Origin of the sequence: Rhizobium sp. BK289 (genome assembly GCF_014193575.1) — a bacterium.
Lineage (GTDB): Bacteria > Pseudomonadota > Alphaproteobacteria > Rhizobiales > Rhizobiaceae > Rhizobium > Rhizobium tropici_C.
The window spans coordinates 87,016-106,671 of sequence record NZ_JACHZO010000021.1 but is presented as its reverse complement, the minus strand read 5'-3'; the positions used below and the strand labels follow the sequence as shown (position 1 = coordinate 106,671).

At 61.5% G+C, this 19,656-nt stretch carries 19 protein-coding genes and 1 riboswitch; of the genes, 7 read left to right on the top strand and 12 right to left on the bottom strand.

All coding sequences use genetic code 11. From position 1 onward, the window contains the following. Positions 1 to 93 precede the first annotated feature (93 nt). The 3 genes from FHT84_RS28980 to FHT84_RS28970 are packed head-to-tail and all read right to left on the bottom strand — an operon-like array spanning position 94 to position 1,717. Entirely contained in the window at positions 94 to 720 is a 627-nt protein-coding gene (locus FHT84_RS28980; protein ID WP_183765526.1) for a hypothetical protein, read from the bottom strand. 34 nt (positions 721 to 754) lie between these two features. Continuing rightward, on the bottom strand, positions 755 to 1,495 hold the full coding sequence (locus FHT84_RS28975) for a CbtA family protein (protein WP_183765523.1): 741 nt from the start codon (positions 1,493 to 1,495) through the stop codon (positions 755 to 757). Positions 1,496 to 1,507: 12 nt separating this feature from the next. Then, positions 1,508 to 1,717 (bottom strand): CbtB-domain containing protein, encoded by a 210-nt coding sequence (locus FHT84_RS28970; RefSeq protein WP_113250873.1) that lies wholly within the window; start codon positions 1,715 to 1,717, stop codon positions 1,508 to 1,510. 58 nt (positions 1,718 to 1,775) lie between these two features. Further along, positions 1,776 to 1,850, bottom strand: a riboswitch (cobalamin riboswitch). 111 nt (positions 1,851 to 1,961) lie between these two features. Between FHT84_RS28970 and FHT84_RS28965 the strand changes: the two genes are divergently transcribed. After that, on the top strand, positions 1,962 to 2,528 hold the full coding sequence (locus FHT84_RS28965; RefSeq protein WP_112341795.1) for a histidine phosphatase family protein: 567 nt from the start codon (positions 1,962 to 1,964) through the stop codon (positions 2,526 to 2,528). 62 nt (positions 2,529 to 2,590) lie between these two features. Here the strand turns inward: FHT84_RS28965 and FHT84_RS28960 are convergent, their stop codons facing one another. From FHT84_RS28960 to cyoA, 5 genes are all read right to left on the bottom strand, one after another. Then, entirely contained in the window at positions 2,591 to 3,355 is a 765-nt protein-coding gene (locus FHT84_RS28960; protein WP_183765520.1) for an SURF1 family protein, read from the bottom strand. A gap of 188 nt (positions 3,356 to 3,543) precedes the next feature. After that, positions 3,544 to 3,948 carry a cytochrome o ubiquinol oxidase subunit IV gene (gene cyoD / locus FHT84_RS28955; RefSeq protein WP_112341797.1) on the bottom strand — a complete coding sequence of 135 codons (405 nt, stop codon included), beginning with the start codon at positions 3,946 to 3,948 and terminating at the stop codon, positions 3,544 to 3,546. Continuing rightward, entirely contained in the window at positions 3,945 to 4,574 is a 630-nt protein-coding gene (gene cyoC / locus FHT84_RS28950) for a cytochrome o ubiquinol oxidase subunit III (RefSeq protein WP_113250875.1), read from the bottom strand. The genes cyoD and cyoC overlap by 4 nt, the downstream gene beginning before the upstream one ends. Positions 4,575 to 4,578: 4 nt before the next feature. Beyond that, positions 4,579 to 6,582 (bottom strand): cytochrome o ubiquinol oxidase subunit I, encoded by a 2,004-nt coding sequence (gene cyoB, locus FHT84_RS28945; RefSeq protein ID WP_113250876.1) that lies wholly within the window; start codon positions 6,580 to 6,582, stop codon positions 4,579 to 4,581. Positions 6,583 to 6,629: 47 nt separating this feature from the next. Continuing rightward, on the bottom strand, positions 6,630 to 7,748 hold the full coding sequence (cyoA, locus tag FHT84_RS28940) for a ubiquinol oxidase subunit II (protein WP_183765517.1): 1,119 nt from the start codon (positions 7,746 to 7,748) through the stop codon (positions 6,630 to 6,632). A 392-nt stretch (positions 7,749 to 8,140) separates the two neighbouring features. Here cyoA and FHT84_RS28935 point away from each other — a divergent pair, with 392 nt between their 5' ends. Beyond that, complete coding sequence (locus tag FHT84_RS28935; RefSeq protein WP_112341802.1) at positions 8,141 to 9,478, top strand: MFS transporter; 1,338 nt, start codon at positions 8,141 to 8,143, stop codon at positions 9,476 to 9,478. A gap of 57 nt (positions 9,479 to 9,535) precedes the next feature. Here the strand turns inward: FHT84_RS28935 and FHT84_RS28930 are convergent, their stop codons facing one another. Both FHT84_RS28930 and FHT84_RS28925 read right to left on the bottom strand, forming a co-directional pair. Next, the gene (locus tag FHT84_RS28930; protein ID WP_113250878.1) at positions 9,536 to 10,240 is read right to left on the bottom strand and encodes an LrgB family protein; all 705 of its coding nucleotides are present in this window, start codon (positions 10,238 to 10,240) and stop codon (positions 9,536 to 9,538) included. After that, positions 10,227 to 10,634 carry a CidA/LrgA family protein gene (locus tag FHT84_RS28925; protein WP_112341804.1) on the bottom strand — a complete coding sequence of 136 codons (408 nt, stop codon included), beginning with the start codon at positions 10,632 to 10,634 and terminating at the stop codon, positions 10,227 to 10,229. Before FHT84_RS28925 ends, FHT84_RS28930 begins: the two co-directional genes overlap by 14 nt. A gap of 98 nt (positions 10,635 to 10,732) precedes the next feature. Here FHT84_RS28925 and FHT84_RS28920 point away from each other — a divergent pair, with 98 nt between their 5' ends. The 5 genes from FHT84_RS28920 (at position 10,733) to FHT84_RS28900 (ending at position 16,790) form a co-directional block, all read left to right on the top strand. After that, the gene (locus FHT84_RS28920; RefSeq protein WP_112341805.1) at positions 10,733 to 11,617 is read left to right on the top strand and encodes a LysR family transcriptional regulator; all 885 of its coding nucleotides are present in this window, start codon (positions 10,733 to 10,735) and stop codon (positions 11,615 to 11,617) included. Positions 11,618 to 11,736: 119 nt separating this feature from the next. After that, complete coding sequence (locus FHT84_RS28915) at positions 11,737 to 12,753, top strand: iron ABC transporter substrate-binding protein (RefSeq protein ID WP_112341896.1); 1,017 nt, start codon at positions 11,737 to 11,739, stop codon at positions 12,751 to 12,753. A 217-nt stretch (positions 12,754 to 12,970) separates the two neighbouring features. Beyond that, entirely contained in the window at positions 12,971 to 14,524 is a 1,554-nt protein-coding gene (locus tag FHT84_RS28910) for an iron ABC transporter permease (RefSeq protein ID WP_210260532.1), read from the top strand. Next, positions 14,521 to 15,582 (top strand): ABC transporter ATP-binding protein, encoded by a 1,062-nt coding sequence (locus FHT84_RS28905; RefSeq protein ID WP_113250879.1) that lies wholly within the window; start codon positions 14,521 to 14,523, stop codon positions 15,580 to 15,582. Before FHT84_RS28910 ends, FHT84_RS28905 begins: the two co-directional genes overlap by 4 nt. 26 nt (positions 15,583 to 15,608) lie before the next feature. Beyond that, entirely contained in the window at positions 15,609 to 16,790 is a 1,182-nt protein-coding gene (locus tag FHT84_RS28900) for a M20 aminoacylase family protein (RefSeq protein WP_112341808.1), read from the top strand. A 107-nt stretch (positions 16,791 to 16,897) separates the two neighbouring features. Here FHT84_RS28900 and FHT84_RS28895 read toward each other — a convergent pair whose 3' ends face one another. After that, positions 16,898 to 18,682: an adenine deaminase gene (locus FHT84_RS28895; RefSeq protein ID WP_183765514.1), complete on the bottom strand. Its 1,785-nt coding sequence runs from the start codon at positions 18,680 to 18,682 to the stop codon at positions 16,898 to 16,900. After that, positions 18,679 to 19,602 carry a nucleoside hydrolase gene (locus FHT84_RS28890; protein WP_113250881.1) on the bottom strand — a complete coding sequence of 308 codons (924 nt, stop codon included), beginning with the start codon at positions 19,600 to 19,602 and terminating at the stop codon, positions 18,679 to 18,681. Before FHT84_RS28890 ends, FHT84_RS28895 begins: the two co-directional genes overlap by 4 nt. Positions 19,603 to 19,656: the final 54 nt, after the last annotated feature.

Here is a 19,656-nt window from a genome sequence, read left to right as displayed (position 1 = left end):
CCTCTTCAATCGTAGCTACTAAGCGCTAACAATACCGCTTCTAGCGGTTCAAGCGCAGCGTTTCAAACCTCCACCTCTGGTGGAGGTCATGACTTATGGATACGGCTGAGGTCGCAATGCCCGTGCCGTGAGCCATAATGCTACGATAACGACGAGCACTGCGGCCACGATGGTCGCAAGGCTCCTGGCGTGCAGGATGATATCGGCGGGCTTCGGGCGGATGAGATCGGCCGTATTGAAGCTCTCGCCGCTGAATTTGCATAAGGTGAGCGAGAGATTGTTGCGCACCAGCGCCGTGTCGATATCCGAGACGATGTCGCCGACCGCTGCCTTTTCGTCCTTCATCGTGCGCATCTGGAGCAGCACCGCCTTCCCCGCTGCAAGATAGGCATGCGAACATTCGTTGAACGGGCTTTCTTCGTCGCTGACGCTGCCAGGCATCATGCCCCAGAGACAATAGGCCCGCTGGATCTGTGCGAAATTCAAGAGGCGCCGGAAGGTTTCGTCGGTGTCGGATGCGCTTTCGGCAAGCGAGATGATCCGCCCGTAATAGGGCGCGATCACAGCCATCTCACCATGGCTGAGGCTAGGTATCGGGATGCCGGCCTGGCGTCCGGAGGAGCCGCCACCATGCGCGGCGGCTGCAAGCGGCCAAGCCGAAATTATGAGACAAACAATTGCAAGCAGGGCGCCGTTTGAACGCCGGTGTTTCCCGCGCATGTTGTTATGCGCGGGATGCGAGCTACGTATAAGGCTAAGTCCGGCGCAGGGACGCATTGCGATAGCGCGGCTGCGGCAGCTGGTGTTCCGCCCAGGCTCCGAAGGCGAGCCCGAGTGTCGTCCAAAGGATGGCATGCATGCCGAGCGAAGTGATGCGGAAGCGCCAGAGCACGACGGCCGAGAATTGCTCGGGCACTTCGTTGATGGGAGGAAGCAGGTATTGGATCAGCGCAATGAAGACGATGTAGCCGATGCCGGCAATAATCACTCCGTTCCAGGAACCATATCGCGCCGCCAGCCGGCGACCGAAGCCCACGGCGATGATCATGCCGACGACGGAGGCGACGATCATGATGAAGAACAGCTCGGTTCTCGCGCCGATCGTATCGGGATTGCCGACCGCCGGCGGGTTCGCCGGATACTTGATGTCGGGCACGAGCGAAATCGTCACGAACGCGGCGAGCGCAAGCAGTGCTGCCGTGCCACGCGCGCCGAGAGGGCTGACGCGACCGTAGACGAAGGAAAAGACCAGCGCGAACAATCCGCCGATCGCCGTCGAAAAGATTACCGCGCCGATGAGAAGACCAGGACCAGCCTGTGTGGCGCGGCTGACGATTTCGGGCTCCGGCGCTTCGCCGGCGGCTTGGGCAGCCTTTTCCTCAAAGCCGATGGCCCAATCGACCAACGGTTCACCAAAGGTATGGGCAAAGGCAAAAACGAGAATACCGGCAAGAGCCCCGACGATCATGCCGCGGAGCAAAAGACGTCCAACCATGTGCTTGACCCCTTAGTGGCAGGGGAAGCCGAGAAGGTGACGGGCATCATGCACGAATTCATGTACATACGTGCCCGAGAAGAGCGAAGTCGCGCCTTCTTCCGCGCCGATGAAATAGATCGCAAGCAGCATCAGCAGGCCGGCAAAAATGGCCCAGGGCAGGATCTGGCCGAGCGGAATCGGCTGCGGAATTGCGGATGCGGCAAAAGTGGTGTCGGACATTGTATTTCCCTCTTTAAGAAAAGCGCGTTCCATTTGCGGAAGGGTTCTTGCGGGAAGGGTCTGGCTCTCGGAGATGGAACTTGTCCGCCTTCGATTACAGTGGCGCGACCGCGCCGGGATTACACCGGCTTCCACACCCGCAAGTGCAAGTTTATATCTATTTGCAAAGATGGTTGTCAATCAAGCGCCACCGCGATGTGAAATCGCGACAAGAGCGCGTCAGGGGATGGAGTTGGGGAGTCTCATGAAAACGCGTTTGAGTTGGATTTGCCATGGGGCGACGCAGGCCAATCGGAATGGCTGCTTTCCCGATGATGAACCGTTGGAGGTCAAGGCCACACAGCAGGCTCAGTCACTGTCCTTCGGCCTTGGTGCGATCGATCGAGTCTGGACGAGCCCGGCCTTGCGTGCTCGCCAGACAGCCAGCGTCCTCGGTCTCGACGCCATTCCGGACGTCGCCTTGCGCGAATGCGATTATGGCGACTGGCGCGGGCAGTCGCTTGCCGAATTGCATGAAAAGGATGCGGAATCTCTGACGTTGTGGATGGCGGACCCATCGGTTGCGCCGCATGGAGGCGAATCCCTGTCGGCGGTCATGAGGCGTGTCGGCGAATGGATGGGAAATCATATCGAGGATGCCGGCCATATCGTCGTCGTCACCCATGCGAGCGTCATCCGCGCTGCCGTTCAGCATGTGCTGCAGGCACCGGCAGCCGCATTCTGGGCAGTCGACGTCGAGCCGTTCGGCGTCGTCGAAATGACCAGCGACGGTCATCGCTGGCAGCTTCGCTTTCCGAAGATGGCGGCATAGAGGAATTCCCGCAAAGTGCGAAGCGGGCCTAATTCTGTTGAAAAACGAAAGTGCTCTGGCGATCAGCGGGTCGCCTTTGCCCGCCGCCGTTCGACATGGATGAGATAGGCGGCCATGCCGAAGGTCATCACGGCCAGTCCATACCAGGTGATGGCATAGACGAGATGGCTGTTATGGAAGGTGATCTGTGTCAGCCCTCCTACGGGCAGCCCGCCTGGATTTTTTGCATCGTCGGCATCGATGAAATAAGGCGCCACGTTCTCTAGGCCGCGGGCCTTTGCGATCGCAGTTACATCGCGTGAATACCAGCGCTCCTCCGCCGGCATGTTCGAACGAAGCAGCGTGCCCTTGGGCTCGTTTATCCGCAGCAGGCCGGTAATGGTGGTTTCACTCTCGATCTGGCCCTCGGGGCGCGTAACCGGACTGCGCTTCTCGGTCGGCACGAAGCCGCGATTGACGATGATGGTCGTGCCGTCGGCGAGCTTCAGCGGCGTCAAGATCCAATAGCCGGGACCGAGCGTGGTCGAGGCATAGACCTGCGCTTCCTTGTCATTGAGGAAAATGCCGCTCGCCTGGACGTGCCTGTATTCGGAGTTTTCGGCGTTGATACCAGCCCATTGCGCCGAACCGGGCGCCTGAACCGGCGGCGCATGCACGCGCGCATCGACCCTGGCGATCAGATCCAGCTTCCAGTGCAGCCGCTTCACCTGCCAGGTGCCGAGACCGATGAGGAGGCCGGTCAGAAGCAGAAGCAGCGATACCCAGACGACCAGCGTCAGCGTCGAGCGCGGTTTGCCCTGAGATGTGCTCGAGGAAATATCGGTCATGGCGCTGGTCTCCGGGGAGGCGCTGCCGCATGATGTCGAGCGGTTCAATTCTCTTCGCTGAAGATCATGCGCGGTCGGGAAGATTTGGCTGCGGCTCCTGGCATTTCAGGCATGCATCGGGCAGCATCCGGCGGAATTTTCGCGCCGGGAAGAGGGCGGGCCCTCGCTTGAAGGCCCGCCGCTTGGTCTTAAGGCATGTTGCGCATCATCTCGGGCGACATGGGCATCATGTTCGCGTTGAGGTGATGCATGACCCAGAGCGAGCCGGAAAGGGCGATGATGACGATCACGATCGTAAAGATCAGCGCCATCATGTTCCAGCCGCCTTCCGAGCGGGTGTTCATGTGCAGGAAGTAGATCATGTGCACGACGATCTGGATCGCGCCGAGGATCATGACGATCGCGCCGGTGACGGCCGGGTCGGGGATGACCTTGGCCATGACCAGCCAGAAGGGAATGGCGGTCAGGATGACGGAGAGGATGAACCCCGTCATGTAGCTCTTGAAGGTGCCGTGTGCCGCCTCGTGGCCGCCATGATGATCGTGGCCGTGGGCGTCGGCGGAATGATGCGAATGGTCTGCGTTCGAGCTCATCCGAGAACTCCCATGAGATAGACGAGGGAAAACACGCCGATCCAGACGACGTCGAGGAAGTGCCAGAACATCGAAAGGCACATCAGGCGGCGCTTGTTTTCCGTGATCAGGCCGTAGCGGCCAACCTGCACCATCAGCGTGATCAGCCAGACGATACCGGTGGTGACGTGCAGACCGTGCGTGCCGACCAGCGTGAAGAAGGCCGACAGGAAGGCGCTGCGCTGCGGGCCGGCACCGTCGAGGATCAGGTGATAGAACTCATAGAGTTCGAAGAAGATGAAGAGGGCGCCGAAGATGCCGGTGATCGTCAGCCAGATCAGCGTGCCCGACTTGTTGTCCTTCTCCATTGCCAGCATAGCGAAGCCATAGGTGATGGAGGAGAAGAGCAGCATCGCCGTGTTGAGGGCGACGAGCGGCAGCTCGAATAGATCGGCCGGCGACGGGCCGGCCGCATAGCTGTGGCCGAGCACGGCGAAGGTGGCGAAGAGGACTGCGAAGATCAGGCAGTCGCTCATGATGTAGATCCAGAAGCCCAGCATGGTGCTGCCTTCCGGATGATGCTCCTCCTTCAGATAGAAGGCGGGTGTTTCGCCGTCCATGGGAGCTTGTGCGGAGTGGGTCGTCATAGTCTTACACCTGTCCTGCGAGCTGCTTCGTACGCTCGTTCTCGGTCTTAACGACCTCGTCGGCGGGGATGTGGTAGTCGCGCTTGTAGTTGAAGGTATGGCCGATCGTGATGACGATCATCGCGACGAAGGTGATGGCTGCAAGCCACCACATGTACCAGATCATACCGAATGCGAAACCGATCGAGAGAACGCCGAGAATGATGCCGGTGCCGGTGTTCTTCGGCATGTGGATCGGAATGAAGCCTTCGGTCGGCCTGACGTAGCCGCGGTTCTTCATGTCCCACCACGCGTCGTGATCGTAGACGATCGGCGTGAAGGCGAAGTTGTAGGCCGGCGGCGGCGACGAAGTGGACCATTCCAGTGTGCGGCCGCCCCAGGGGTCGCCGGTATGGTCGCGAAGCTCTTCGCGCTTCATGAAGCTGACGGCGAGCTGGATGAGGAAGCAGGCGATGCCGATGGCGATGAGGCCGGCGCCGAAAGCGGCGATGATGAACCAGATCTGCAGCGACGGATCGTCGAACTGGCTGACGCGGCGCGTCACGCCCATCAGGCCGAGGATGTAGAGCGGCATGAAGGCGAACCAGAAGCCGATCTGCCAGAACCAGAAGCTCATCTTGCCCCAGAAAGGATCGAGCTTGAAGCCGAAGGCCTTCGGGAACCAATAGTTGACGCCCGCGAACATGCCGAAGAGCACGCCGCCGATGATCACGTTATGGAAGTGGGCGATCAGGAACAGCGAGTTGTGCAGCACGAAGTCGGCCGGCGGAACGGCGAGCATGACGCCGGTCATGCCACCGATGGTGAAGGTCACCATGAAGCCGACAGTCCACAGCATCGGCGGCTCGTAGCGGATACGACCGTGATACATTGTGAACAGCCAGTTGAAAAGCTTCGCACCCGTCGGGATCGAAATGATCATCGTCGTGATGCCGAAGAAGGAGTTGACGCTGGCGCCCGAGCCCATCGTGAAGAAGTGGTGCAGCCAGACGAGGTAGGAGAGGATCATGATCACGCAGGTGGCGTAAACCATCGAGGCGTAGCCGAAGAGGCGCTTGCCGCAGAAGGTGGCGACGACTTCCGAGAAGACGCCGAAGGCCGGCAGGATCAGGATGTAGACTTCCGGGTGGCCCCAAATCCAGATGAGGTTGACATACATCATCGGATTGCCGCCGAGGTCGTTCGTGAAGAAATTCGTGCCGGCGTAGCGATCGAGGGTCAGCAGGGCGAGCGTGGCGGTCAGGATCGGGAAGGACGCAACGATCAGGATGTTGGTGCAGAGCGAGGTCCAGGTGAAGACGGGCATTTTCATGAAGGTCATGCCCGGCGCGCGCATCTTGACGATGGTGGCGATCAGGTTGATGCCCGAAAGCGTCGTTCCGATACCCGCGACCTGCAGGCCCCAGATATAATAGTCGACGCCGACGTCAGGACTATAGGCGATGCCGGACAGCGGCGGATAGGCCAACCAGCCGGTCTTGGCGAATTCGCCGATGAAGAGCGAAATCATGATGACGATCGCGCCCGCCGTTGTCATCCAGAACGAGAAGTTGTTGAGGAACGGGAAGGAGACGTCGCGGGCGCCGATCTGCAGCGGCACGACGAGGTTCATCAAGCCGGTGACGAAGGGCATCGCCACGAAGAAGATCATGATCACGCCGTGGGCAGTGAAGATCTGGTCGTAGTGATGCGGCGGCAGGTAACCCTCGGATCCGTTGAAGGCGATCGCCTGCTGCAGTCGCATCAGCAGCGCGTCGGAAAAGCCGCGCAGCAGCATGATCAGCGCCAGCACGACATACATGATGCCGATCTTCTTGTGGTCGATGCTGGTGAACCATTCCTTCCAGAGATAGCCCCAGAGGCGGAAATAAGTCAGCAGGCCGAGAAGGGCGATACCGCCGATGGCGACGCCGATGAAGGTCACGACGAGGATCGGTTCGTGATACGGGATCGAGTCGAGCGTCAGCCGACCGAAGATGAATTTATAGAGGTCCGGGTTGGAAAACATGGATTGCCTCTGTCCCTTATGAATGTCTTGTTATTGAGCGCACCGGATCAGTGACCCTGATGCTGCGCCGAACCGGTCGACGAATCGGAAGAGGAGCCGTTGCCCATATCCATGCCCGGCATGGAGTTGTCTCCATGCTGCATGGTGTGGCCGGCGCCGCCGTCGGCCTTGACTGGCGTGACCTCGGTCGAGGCGCCATCGCGATTGTCGTAGATCAGGCGCTCGCGGTTTTCGTGGCTTTCCTTGCCGCCGCCGCCCTTGGCGTCGATATGCATCATCTCGCTCATGCACATTTTGCTCGGATCGGCGCACATGTTGAGGATGGCGTTGTAGAGACCATCGTCGACGGCGTTGAAGTACTGCACCGGGTTGCGCTCGCTCGGCTTGGCAAGCGTCAGGTATTCCTGGCGGCCGAGCGCCGTCCCCTGGCTCTGGGCCTTCTGGACCCATTGGTCGAAACCGGCCTGATCCAAACCGTGGAACTTGAAGCGCATGTTCGAGAAGCCGGCGCCGCTGTAGTTGGCGGACAGGCCCTGGAATTCGCCGGGATGATTGATGACGGCATGCAGCTTCGTCTCCATGCCCGGCATGGCGTAGATTTGGCCCGCCAGTGCCGGAATGAAGAAGGAGTTCATGACGGCCGAAGCCGTGATCTTGAAGTTGATGGGCCGGTCGACCGGAGCCGCCATCTCATTGACGGTCGCAATGCCGTATTCCGGATAGAAGAACAGCCATTTCCAGTCGAGCGCGACCACTTCCACCGTCAGCGGCTTGACATCGGCGCTGAGCGGCTTGTCGGCGGCAATGCGATCGAGCGGACGGTAGGGGTCGAGCTGGTGCGTGCTGATCCAGGTCACCGCGCCGAGCGCGATGATGATGGCAAGCGGAGCGGACCAGATGACCAGCTCCAGACGTGTCGAATGATGCCAATCCGGCTCGTAGGTCGCTTCGTTGTTTGACTGGCGGTATCTCCAGGCGAAGAACAGCGTCAGGAAGATCACCGGGATGATGATGATCAGCATCAGCACGACCGAGACGATGATGAGGTCTCGCTGCTGCATGGCGATATCGCCGGAGGGAGCCATCACCACCAGATTGCAGCCTGACAGCAGCAAAAACAAAGGAATGATGGATAAACGGCTGAGAATCTTCGATAGTCTTGGCACGTCTTAAAGCTCTTTTTGTTTCGACCCTACCGCGACTAAAGGACGGCGGTCATGAACGATATGAGGTGTTTCGTCGCACCGCAGCAAGCTCGGGTGCGTTGCGGTATGGAATGCTGTCCCACCTATCCGCAAAACCCTGAGAAATCCAGAAGGTTTCCGCGAGGCTCTTCGCTTTTGTCGCCGCCAATATACCCGGATCGGAACAAATGGCTATCGCCGCCGGTTTCTGCTTAGACGGAATAGGGCGGCAAAAGCGGAAAAGAACCCGATTTGATCGCTAATTTGCGAATTATTTCATGCTCGATACTTGATATGTTCGCAGGTTTGATCGACATTTTCATTACGCGCGAGTTCGTGGAGGAATTCGCGCTCGGAGAGGGAGGCTCCCGCGCATGGTCAGCGTTACGCATGAATCATTGAATCCCACATCTTCAACGCTTGAGAGCGATGCCCGCAGCATGCATGCGGGCGGCACCGTCGCTCCCGGCAATATCGCCATAGGCGTGATCATCGGTCGCACGTCCGAGTTCTTCGATTTCTTCGTCTATGCCATCGCATCAGTCCTGGTCTTCCCGAAGCTGATCTTCCCCTTCGCCGATCCGCTGCATGGCACGCTCCTTTCCTTCCTGGTTTTCTCACTCGCTTTCATCGCCCGTCCGATCGGTTCGTTCATCTTCATGGCGATCGACCGCACCTACGGTCGTGGCGTGAAGCTGACGATCGCGCTGTTCCTGCTTGGCGGCTCGACGGCGGCGATGAGCTTCCTGCCCGGCTATTCAGAAGTCGGCGTCTATGCGATCATCCTGCTTGCCATTTTCCGCATCGGCCAGGGCCTTGCGCTTGGCGGTGCATGGGACGGCTTGGCTTCGCTGCTGGCGCTCAACGCACCGACGAACCATCGCGGCTGGTATGCGATGATCCCGCAGCTCGGCGCCCCAATCGGCTTCATGCTGGCAAGCGCTCTGTTTGCCTATTTCGTCACGAGCCTCACGACGGCGGACTTCCTCGATTGGGGCTGGCGCTATCCCTTCTTCTGCGCCTTCGCCGTCAACGTCGTCGCACTCTTCGCCCGCTTGCGTCTGGTCGCCACCGAGGAGTTCGGCACGCTCTTGGAGCGTCATGAGCTCGAGCCGGTGAAGATGACGGAACTGCTGCGCGTGCATGGTCGCGACGTCCTGATCGGCGCCTTCGTGCCGCTGGCAAGCTTTGCGACCTTCCATCTGGTTACGGTCTTCCCGCTCGGCTGGGTCACCCTCTACAGCGAGCAGACCCCGGGTTCGTTCCTGCTGGTGGAGTTCCTCGGCGCGATCTGCGGCATTCTCGCCATCATCTGTTCCGGCATGCTCGCCGACCGGATCGGTCGCCGCAACCAGCTCGCTATCGGTGCCGTGCTGATCGCCTGCTTCGCTTTCGTCGCGCCATGGCTGCTCGATGGCGGGATCACGGGCCGTCACATCTACGTGGTTCTCGGCTTCACGTTGCTCGGTCTCTCCTTCGGCCAGGCAGCCGGCGCCAGTGCTTCCCGTTTCAGCCAGAACTACCGCTACAGCGGCTCGGCCCTCGTGTCGGATCTGTCCTGGCTGATCGGTGCCGGCTTCGCACCTTTCGTGGCGCTTGCCCTCTCCAGCCAGTTCGGCTTGGTCTATACGAGCCTGTATCTGCTGTCGGGTGTCGTCTGCACGCTGGTCGCGATCTTCTTCAGCAAGACGCTGGAGACGCGCGACAACTAGGTCAGATTCGCGAAATGAAACAAGGCTGCGGCATAAAAGTGCCGCAGCCTTTTTCGTTCAGGCTGAATGCAGGAGCCACGCGATCAGCGGTGCCGCCAGCACGTTCGTCAATCCCACCAGCACCATGACGAGACCGGCGATCGATCCTTCCTCGCGCCCGATCTCATGCGCCTTGGCGACACCGATGCCATGTGCCCCCATGCCGTAAAGTGCACCGCGGGCCATGCCGGACTTCAGCGGCAGCAGCTTCAGCAGTGCCTGGCCGGCGACGGCGCCGAACAGGCCGGTGATGACGACGAAGATGGCTGTCAGGTTGGGGACGCCGCCGATATCGCCTGAAACCACCATGGCGAACGGCGTGCTGATCGAGCGCGGCATCAGGCTGAGCCGCAGGTTCGCATCGAGGCCGAGAAGGCTTGCAAACCCCCAAGCCGAAACCATGGCCGTGGCACTGCCGACGATCACGCCGAACAGCAGGACTGGCCAATAGCGCTTGATGAGACCGCGCTGTTCGTAGATCGGTACGGCGAACGCGACGGTCGCAGGCCCGAGCAGGGCCAGCAGCCAACCGCTGTCATGCATATAATCCTGATAGTTCGCATGCAGCATGAGCGCGGTCGCAATCAAAGCCGCCGGTGCCGCCACCAGCGGTGACAGCCAGAGCGAAGGTCGACGCCGATAGAGCATCTTGGAAAGATAATAAAGTCCGATCGTCGCCAGCGGCCAGAACAGGCCGGCTGCCAGACTTTCAATGCTGGGCATGGCTGGGTGCTCCCTGGCGCATCATCAGCCGGTAGCCGAAATCGATCGCTATCGCGGTGACACCCATGACGATGATGGTGCCGGCGAAGATCACCGCAAGCACTTTAAGCCCGATGATGCCGATGAATTCGCCATGATCGAGCAAGGCCAGCACCGCCGGCACGAAGAACAACAGCATTTCGGCGAGAAACCACTCCGCGCCACGCTTCATACTCGCCAGTTTCACCTTGCCGCTCGCAAACAGTACCAGCACCAGCAGCATGCCGACGATGGCGCCGGGTATCGGCAGATGTGCCAGGCGGACGATGGCTTCGCCCGCTTGCCAGAAGGCAAGCAGCAGCAGGATCTGAGCGAGGCAGCTCAATTTCGGATGGTTCTTTGGGTCGATACGCATAGAAAGCTCGGGAAAATCTGTCGGCCCGACAATAGGCGTTTCTGCCCTATGAAGAAAATGAATTGATTTCATAAAATCCAGTCCTATAAGGAATAGTAATGGAACTTCGAACGCTAAAAGCCTTCGTCGAAGTGGTGCGCCAGGGCGGCTTTTCGGAAGCCGCCAAGGTGGTGTTCACAACGCAATCGGCCGTCAGCAAGGCCGTGCGCCAGCTGGAGGACGAGCTTGGCCTGCCGCTGCTGAACCGCATCGGCCATCGCACGACAATGACGGATGCTGGCGAGGTGGTTTATCGTCGGGCAATTGCGATCCTTGCCGGGCGCGACGATCTGCTGGCGGAATTGTCGGAGCTTCGTGGGCTCTCGCGCGGCGCCCTCCGGCTTGGTCTGCCGCCGATCGGCAATGATGCACTATTTGCGCCGGTCTTCGCCGTCTTCCGCAATCGTTATCCGGGCATAGAGATCAGGCTGGTAGAACAAGGCGCCAAGCGGCTGGAAGAAATGGTACTGGCCGATGAGGTCGATCTCGGAGCCTCGCTGCTGCCGATGCCCGATGTCTTCGAGTGGCAGACCGTGCGCTGCGAGCCGATGCATGTCCTCCTACCGTCGGCACATCCGCTCGCCGGGCAGCAAACGGTGCCGCTGGCGGGGCTCAAGGACAACCCCTTCCTCCTCTTCGAAACCGGCTTCGCGCTGAACGGCATCATTCTCGACGCCTGCCGCGCGGCCGGCTTTGCGCCTGACATCGCCGCGCGCTCGAGCCAGATCAATTTCATCATCGAACTGGTTGCTGCGGGCCTCGGTGTAGGCTTCCTTCCGCGGCTGATCGCTGAACAGCGCCAGCGTTCGGGCATCGCCCATGCGCTCGTCGTCGAACCGGGCATGGAGTGGAACATGGCCTGGATCTGGCGGCGCGGCGGATATCTGTCGCATGCCGGCCGTGCCTGGCTCGACCTCGCTGCTGAGATAGCGGCGAAATCTTGACTCTATTCTCAAACTTTTGTGATAAGCGGGAACGACCGTAAACTTGAAATAAACGGTCAGGAAAAATATAGGCTATTCCAATGCCGCTTCAGGCGGTGACTTTCAAGCGAGAGGACTTAATGACTTTTTCCTTTACTCATCTCACCAGTGCGCTGGCGCTGGCCGCAGGCCTTGCGGTTGCCCCGATGATGGCGAATGCCGCCGATTCCGAAGGCATCGTCGTCTACAATGCCCAGCATGAGACGCTGACGCAGGCCTGGGCTGATGGCTTCACCAAGGAAACGGGCATCAAGGTAACGATCCGCAACGGTAGCGACATGCAGTTCGCAAACCAGATCGTCCAGGAAGGCGCGGCTTCGCCTGCCGACGTCTATCTGACGGAAAATTCTCCGGGCATGGCGTTGGTCGATGCCAACAAGCTTTTTGCCCCGGTCAATGCCGATACGCTGGCGCAGGTGCCGGACACCTTCAAGGCCGCCGACGGCAATTGGATCGGCGTTGCCGCCCGTTCCACCGTCTTTGCCTATGACAAGACCAAGCTGAAAGAAGCCGATCTGCCGAAGTCGATGCTCGATCTCGCCGATCCCAAGTGGAAGGGCCGCTGGGGCGCTTCCCCGGCCGGTGCCGATTTCCAGGCGATCGTCAGCGCGCTGCTTGAGCTGAAGGGCGAGGACGCGACCCGCGCCTGGCTGAAGGCGATGAAGGAAAATGCCAGCTTCTACAAGGGCAACAGCGTCGCCATGAAGGCCGTCAATGCCGGCGAGGTCGAAGGCGCTGTGATCTATCACTATTACTGGTTCGGCGATCAGGCCAAGACCGGCGAAAACAGCAAGAATGTCTCGCTGCACTATTTCAAGAACCAGGATCCGGGTGCCTTCGTCAGCATTTCCGGTGGCGGCGTTCTCGCTTCCAGCCAGCATCAGAAGGAAGCCCAGGCATTCCTGAAGTGGATCACCGGCAAGGGCGGTCAGGCCGTCCTGCGCGATGGCAACTCCTATGAATATGCCGTCGGCAACGGCGAGGCTTCCAATCCGAAGCTCGTTCCACTCTCCGACCTGCAGGCACCGAAAGTCGAGCCTTCGAAGCTGAACAGCAAGAAGGTTACCGACCTGATGACGGAAGCAGGGCTTATCTAAGGCAAAGCCCTTGCCGCGGCGCCTTTAGGGCGCTTTCGGGCGGGCGTGGCTCTTGCATCACTATCCTGTGCCCTGCTAGGGGCATACGACATACGAATGGTCTCAAGGCCGATCGATCGGGCAACCGCCGCAAGCGGCGGTTGCCTTCCTATTTCAGGGCGTGAAAGGCAGCTCGGATTTGCTGCAGAAAAACACATATGCCGGCGAAGCTGCCGCCATGCGAATGCCCCAATTGACGGCCGCTCCCCGCGGGCGCGTTCGGCATGCCTCCGTCGTCGCCCTTGCCTCCATTGTTGCGCTTCTCAGTCTGGTACCGCTTGGCTTCATCATCTGGATCACGATCGACACCGGCTGGGCCGAAGTCATTGCCCTGATCTTCCGCAATCGTGTCGGCGAACTGCTCGTCAACACCGTCCTGCTTGAAGTCTGCACCATTCCGCTTTCCATCCTGCTGGCGGTCACGCTCGCCTGGCTGACGGAGCGCACCGATATCCCCGGCGCCCGCCTCTGGTCCTGGCTGGCGGCCGCACCGCTTGCCGTCCCCGCTTTCGTGCACAGCTACGCCTGGGTCAGTCTCGTGCCCGGCATGCGCGGGCTCTGGAGCGGCGTGCTGGTATCGGTGCTCGCCTATTTTCCCTTTCTCTACCTGCCGGTCGCGGCAGCGCTACGCCGGCTCGATCCGGCGATCGAGGATGCTGCCGCCTCACTTGGCCTCGGCCCCTGGCGTGTCTTCTTCCGGGCGATCCTGCCGCAGCTTCGCCTCGCCATCTGCGGCGGCTCGCTGCTGATCGGCCTGCATCTCCTGGCGGAATACGGTCTCTACGTGATGATCCGCTTCGACACGTTTTCGACAGCCATCGTCGATCAGTTCCAGTCGGCCTATAACAGCCCGGCCGCCAATATGCTCGGCGGCGTCCTCGTTATTTGCTGCCTTCTGCTGCTCGGCATCGAGGTATTGGTGCGCGGCAACGAGCGTTATGCGCGCATCGGTTCGGGTGCCGCCCGACCTGCCGACCGCCGCCGTCTCGGCTGGTTCGTCGTTCCCGCGGTCGCGCTGCCCGTCGTCACCGCCGCGTTGACGCTCGGTGTTCCCTTCGTCACCCTGGCGCGCTGGCTTTATCTTGGCGGTATAGATATCTGGCGGATCGAAACGGTCGGCTCCGCCCTGCTGCAGACCATTCTTCTCGCGATCGCCGGCGGCCTGCTCGCCACCATTGCGGCAACCCCCATGGCCTGGCTGTCGGTGCGTGCGCCGGGCCGGCTGCAGCGCATTCTCGAAGCATGCCACTATTATGTCGGCTCGCTGCCGGGCGTCGTCGTCGCCCTGGCCCTGGTGTCGATCACCGTGCGGCTAATCCTGCCGCTCTACCAGACCTTTGCGACGCTGCTGCTCGCCTATGTGCTGTTGTTCCTGCCGCGCGCCATGGTTGGCCTGCGTGCCAGCATCGCTCAGGCACCCGTCGAACTCGAACGTGCCGCCATGGCGCTCGGCCGCACGCCTGCGCAGGCCGTGCGGCAGATCACCATGCGTTTGGCGGCCCCCGGCTTTGCCGCCAGCGTCGCGCTTGTCGCGCTCGGTATCACCAACGAGCTGACGGCGACGCTGATGCTCTCTCCCAACGGCACGGAAACGCTGGCAACCAAATTCTGGTCGCTGACCAGCGAGATCGATTATGTTTCCGCAGCGCCCTACGCCTTCATGATGGTCGTCCTGTCGCTGCCGCTCACCCTCCTTCTTTATGTGCAATCCAAGCGGACGGCCGGACAATGACCTTTCTGGCGATCAAGAATATCAGCAAGCATTATGGCCCCGTGCATGCGCTTGATAATATCGACCTTACGGTCGCCGCTGGCAGCCGCACGGCGATCGTCGGCCCGTCCGGTTCGGGAAAGACGACGCTGCTGCGCATCATCGCCGGCTTCGAGGTCCCCGATGCGGGGCAGGTGGTGCTGGAAGGCGAAACCCTGGCGGATGGGGAGGCGATCGTGCCCGCACATCGCCGCGGCATAGGCATCGTCTCGCAGGATGGCGCCCTGTTTCCGCATCTCAGCGTATCGGAGAATATCGGCTTTGGCATGGAGCGCGGCGCGCGCGACCGTGAGCAACGCATAAACGCCCTTATCGACATGGTCGAGCTCGACCGCGGTATGCTTGATCGCCGCCCGCATCAGCTTTCGGGGGGCCAGCAGCAGCGCGTCGCACTTGCGCGGGCACTCGGGCGCAAGCCGAAGCTGATGCTGCTCGACGAGCCTTTTTCCGCTCTCGATACCGGCCTGCGCGAGAACATGCGAAAGGCGGTCGCTCGCGTGCTGCAGATTGCCGGCATCACCGCGGTTCTAGTGACGCATGATCAGGCGGAAGCCCTGTCCTTCGCGGATCAGGTCGCCGTCCTGCGCGAGGGCAGGCTCATACAGGCTGGGACGCCGCAGGCGCTCTATCTCAGCCCCAGGGATCGCGAGACCGCGCTCTTCCTCGGCGATGCCCTCGTGCTGCCGGCCGATCTCGACAATGGATCAGCCAAATGTGTTCTCGGGCACATACCGGTCGACGCCGGAAGCCAGCAGGGACGCACCGATATCATGCTGCGGCCCGAGCAATTGCGCCTGACCGCCCTTGATGACGCCGGTGCCAATGCAGCATGCATCGGCAAGGTGACTGAAGTCGAATTCGGCGGTGCCGTCTGCGTCGTGACGGTCGTCTTGTCTAATGCCAACGGTTCGGAGACATTGAATATCAAGAGCTCCGGCGTCGGCCTGCCCGAGATCGACAGCATGGTTTCGGTGACCGTCATCGGAAAGGCGCACGTCTTCAGCAAGCTCGGTGCCTGAGCATCATTTAAGCCGAAGGAATTTCCATGTCTTTTCCCGATGAGATCGAGCCGGATCTTCCTTTCCTCACCTCGCTTCGCCGCAACCTTCATGCCCATCCGGAGCTCGGTTTCGAGGAGGAGCGCACCAGCGGCATCGTTGCCACCCTGCTAGAAGAGGCCGGGCTGACAGTGCATCGTGGCCTCGGCAAAACCGGGGTTGTGGGAACGCTGCAGGTCGGCAACGGCACCCGCCGCATCGGACTTCGTGCCGATATGGATGCGCTCGCCATGCCGGAAAAGGCCAATCGCCCCTACAAATCCACCATTCCGGGCAAGATGCATGCCTGTGGACATGACGGCCATACGACGATGCTGCTCGGTGCCGCCCGACACCTTGCCGCCAAGCGCGGCTTTTCCGGCACGGTGCATTTCATCTTTCAGCCGGCGGAAGAAGGTCGCGGCGGCGCCAAGCGCATGGTGGAAGATGGTCTTTTCGAGCTGTTTCCCTGCGATGCCGTCTACGGGCTGCACAATATGCCCGGTCTCGCGGTCGATGAGATGGCCGTTGTGGAAGGGCCGCAGCTTGCCTCGTCGGACAGCTGGCGCATCACCTTCCGCGGCACCGGCACCCATGGCGCCAAGCCACATCTCGGCAAGGACCCGATCACCGCGGCAGCGACCTTCCTGTCTTCGCTGCAGACCATCGTCGGGCGCGTCGTCGATCCGCTGCAGCCGGCCGTCGTCAGCGCCTGCTCGCTGCAGGCAGGCGATCCCAAGGCGCTGAACGTCATCCCCGACATCGTCGAGATCGGCGGCACCGCGCGTGCCTATACGCCTGAGGTCCGCGATCAGCTTGAGGAGGAGATCGGACGTTTGGCGCATGGGACGGCCGCAATGTTCGGGATCGCCGTCGACTATCAGTTCGAGCGCCGCATTCCACCCGTCGTTAATGATGCCGATGCCACGGCGCGGGCGCTGAAGGCCGCGACGACAATCTTTGGCGAGAAGGTGCTGACCCGCTTCCCGCCTTCGACTGCCGGCGATGATTTTGCCTTTTTCGGCCAGAAGGCTCCCGGCTGCTACGTCTGGCTCGGCAACGGCCCGGCCGTCGACGGAGCTTTGCACCATAACACCGGCTATGACTTCAACGACGCTGCGATCGCCTCGGGCGTGGCCTTCTGGACGACACTGGTCGAGCAGGAGTTGGGGGGAGGCGAGCGGACTTAATCTTGGTTGAGACCGCGAGTTTGCCGCAGCTTCGATACCCCTTTGTCACGATAGTGACAGTAGGGGCGCACCATCCACGAACGCGCAGCCGATCGCAGGTGAAGAACTTACACCTCCCCAAGCACCGGCGTCTCCAACACCCTACCGATCGTAACATCGGCAATGCCGCGATCCGTCTGGTGCGGGCCGGCATTGCAGGCAAGCGTTGCGCCGAAGCAGGCCTTGAAGACGAGGTAGGGCGGGTTCCAGTCGACGATGGTATCGATCGCCTCACGGACGGCGCGGAAGGCATTGGCGGCTTCTGCGAGCGGCGCATCGCTGACCAGCCCGGAGAGCGGCAGCGGCAGCAGCGCCTCGATCCTGCCGTCGCGTGCCACCGCAAGTCCGCCGCCGGCCTTAATGACAGCGTTGGCGGCAATCGCCATATCGTCTGCATTGCCGCCGAAAACCGTCAGGTTGTGGCTGTCATGAGAAACCGTGGTGCAGAAGGCGCCGCGCCATTCGCCCCAGCCCGTCAGGAAGCCGACGCGCGGCCGGCCGTCCGCCTTGTCATGACGATGGGCGACGGCAATCATCGCCGTTCCCGCCGGCGGCACGACAAAGCCGTTTTCCACATCGGCTTGCGTTTCGCCCCATTGCGTGAAGCGCGGCCGATCTATGGTCGCAAGCCGGACGCGGTCGCCCGTCGCCGCCACACGGAAATCGTTGTCGCTGAACGATCTCAGCTTGATCGAGTTGCGGAGCGGTGCGGCATCGGCCAGTTCGATCGGACCGATCATCCGGCCGGCCTCGGCGACTGCCGCACCATTGACGATCACATGCCGCGCCTTGAAGCTCGACAAATCTTCGAAAAGCACGATGTCGGCGCGTCGTCCAGCCGCGATCAGGCCCAGATCGCTGCGCCCCAGCCGCATGGCTGCATTGAGGGTCGCTGCCCGCAAGGCCCATTCGGGCTTCAGTCCGTAGCGCACGAGGCGGCGCACCACATCATCGAGACCGCCGCCGTCATGAAGCTCGTCTGGAAAGACGTCGTCGGTGCAGAGCGTCACGGTCTGTGGCAGGAAGCCGAGATCGTTGATGACGTCGACGAATTGCGGCAGCAGATGGTCGTGCGAGCCGCGCAGCTCGATGGCAAGGCCCGCCGAAAGTTTTGCCAAAAGATCGGCGCCGGACGTCAGCTCATGGTCGGAGGAGATGCCGGCAGCCATGAAGGCGTTGAGATCGGCACCCTCGAGCCCGCGGGCATGGCCGCAAACCATCTTGCCCGAAAGCAATCCGGCATTGACGATACCGGTGGCGCGCGGATCGCCGTCGATGACGCCGCGCATGGTCATGACCTCGGCCACGCCGCCGATATCGGGCCATGTCAGCATCTCGGCCATTACTGCCGCGTCGAAATCGGCGCCTGCGATCTCCAGGCCCGGTGCGGAAGGCACACAGGACGGCGCCAGCGGTATCACGCGCAGCGGCAGTTGCCGTGTGGCCTCGATCGCCCAGCGCACGCCATCGAGGCCGTGGACGTTGCCGAACTCATGCGGATCCCAGACGATGGTCGTCACCCCGCGCGGCAGGACGGCTTCGGCATAGATCGCAGGCGCCACCATCGAGCTTTCGATATGCATATGCGTGTCGATCAGGCCGGGCGAAAGGAAGCAGCCCTCGGCATCGACCGTCCGCGTCGCGTCGGTACGGGTGCCGGGCGCATGCACGCTTGCGATCAATGGGCCGACGATGCCGATATCGGCGGCGCGGATCTGCCCGGTCACCATGTCGACAAGGCGGCCGCCGGCAATCAGTAGATCGAAGGCTTGATCGCCGCGTGCTGCGGCGACCGCGCGTAAACGCAGCTCCGGAACATTCAGGTCCGCCGGTTCGTCGCCATCCCTGTTCATCGGCCGGCCTCCCGAAGCAGCGCGTCGAATATGATTCCGCGTGCCTGCTCCGCATCGATTTCGGCGGCGAAATGGGCGTTGAACTCGGCATGCGAGGCGCGCATTTCGATGACGGTACGTCCGCGCGTATGCTGCCCGTATAGTTCCACGTCGATCCGGGCGTGCCGAAGCGTTGCGATCCCTGGTTCGACGAAGATGGCCGCTGCCGTCGGATCGTAGATCGCCATCGCCGGTCTGCCGCGGCTGATGGCGATGTTGACGTAGCCTTCCAGCAAATCGGCGAGCAGCTGCGCCTTTTCGCCGGCGATCTCGCGGATGCGGGCGACATCTTTGGGTGAAGCCAGCACCTTCCGGCAGATATCGAGATCAATCATGCGCAACGGCAGGGCATGCGCCAACACGATGGCGAGCGCTTCAGGGTCGGCAAAGGCGTTGAATTCCGCCGATGCCGTGTGGTTGCCGGATGTGACGCCGCCGCCCATCCAGGTCACCTCGTCGATGCGGGCGGCGAGATCCGGCCGTGCCAGTGCCAAGGCGGCGACATTGGTAAGCGGCCCGAGCGCCAGGATGCGCTTCGGCACGTCGCCGTCGGCCAGCCAGTTGCAGAGCGCCGTAAAAGCGTCGCTTGCCGGAAGCGCATCGGCTGGCGGCAGGCTTCGGCCTGTGCTGGGAATGCCGGTCTGGCCGAGAATGCCTTGCGCCGTTTCCAGCCTGCAGAGCACGGGCAGCTCGCGGCCGGTATGGATTGGAAAGGTCCAGTTGAAGACCGCGGCCGCGCTCGCCGCATTGGCCCGGACATGGGACAGGGGCGCGTTGCCGCTGACAAGCGAAACGCCGTCGATGACGAGATCCGAATGTGCCACCACCAGGATAGCGGCGATGTCATCGAACCCCATGTCGGTATCGATCCAGATTCCCATGTCCTATCTCATTGATCTCGGCCGGAAGACGCGAGGGCAGCCTCACCGCTCGGT

Coding starts and splice junctions, on each gene's coding strand:
- FHT84_RS28925 (WP_112341804.1), bottom strand. CDS start 10,634: ATGCGTATCGACCCAAAGAACCATCCGAAATTGAGCTGCCTCGCTCAG.
- FHT84_RS28975 (WP_183765523.1), bottom strand. CDS start 1,495: ATGGTTGGACGTCTTTTGCTCCGCGGCATGATCGTCGGGGCTCTTGCC.
- FHT84_RS28890 (WP_113250881.1), bottom strand. CDS start 19,602: ATGGGAATCTGGATCGATACCGACATGGGGTTCGATGACATCGCCGCT.
- FHT84_RS28920 (WP_112341805.1), top strand. CDS start 10,733: ATGGAACTTCGAACGCTAAAAGCCTTCGTCGAAGTGGTGCGCCAGGGC.
- cyoB (WP_113250876.1), bottom strand. CDS start 6,582: ATGTTTTCCAACCCGGACCTCTATAAATTCATCTTCGGTCGGCTGACG.
- FHT84_RS28930 (WP_113250878.1), bottom strand. CDS start 10,240: ATGCCCAGCATTGAAAGTCTGGCAGCCGGCCTGTTCTGGCCGCTGGCG.
- cyoC (WP_113250875.1), bottom strand. CDS start 4,574: ATGACGACCCACTCCGCACAAGCTCCCATGGACGGCGAAACACCCGCC.
- FHT84_RS28935 (WP_112341802.1), top strand. CDS start 8,141: ATGGTCAGCGTTACGCATGAATCATTGAATCCCACATCTTCAACGCTT.
- FHT84_RS28980 (WP_183765526.1), bottom strand. CDS start 720: ATGCGCGGGAAACACCGGCGTTCAAACGGCGCCCTGCTTGCAATTGTT.
- cyoD (WP_112341797.1), bottom strand. CDS start 3,948: ATGAGCTCGAACGCAGACCATTCGCATCATTCCGCCGACGCCCACGGC.
- FHT84_RS28960 (WP_183765520.1), bottom strand. CDS start 3,355: ATGACCGATATTTCCTCGAGCACATCTCAGGGCAAACCGCGCTCGACG.
- FHT84_RS28900 (WP_112341808.1), top strand. CDS start 15,609: ATGTCTTTTCCCGATGAGATCGAGCCGGATCTTCCTTTCCTCACCTCG.
- FHT84_RS28910 (WP_210260532.1), top strand. CDS start 12,971: ATGCGAATGCCCCAATTGACGGCCGCTCCCCGCGGGCGCGTTCGGCAT.
- FHT84_RS28895 (WP_183765514.1), bottom strand. CDS start 18,682: ATGAACAGGGATGGCGACGAACCGGCGGACCTGAATGTTCCGGAGCTG.
- FHT84_RS28965 (WP_112341795.1), top strand. CDS start 1,962: ATGAAAACGCGTTTGAGTTGGATTTGCCATGGGGCGACGCAGGCCAAT.
- FHT84_RS28970 (WP_113250873.1), bottom strand. CDS start 1,717: ATGTCCGACACCACTTTTGCCGCATCCGCAATTCCGCAGCCGATTCCG.
- FHT84_RS28905 (WP_113250879.1), top strand. CDS start 14,521: ATGACCTTTCTGGCGATCAAGAATATCAGCAAGCATTATGGCCCCGTG.
- FHT84_RS28915 (WP_112341896.1), top strand. CDS start 11,737: ATGACTTTTTCCTTTACTCATCTCACCAGTGCGCTGGCGCTGGCCGCA.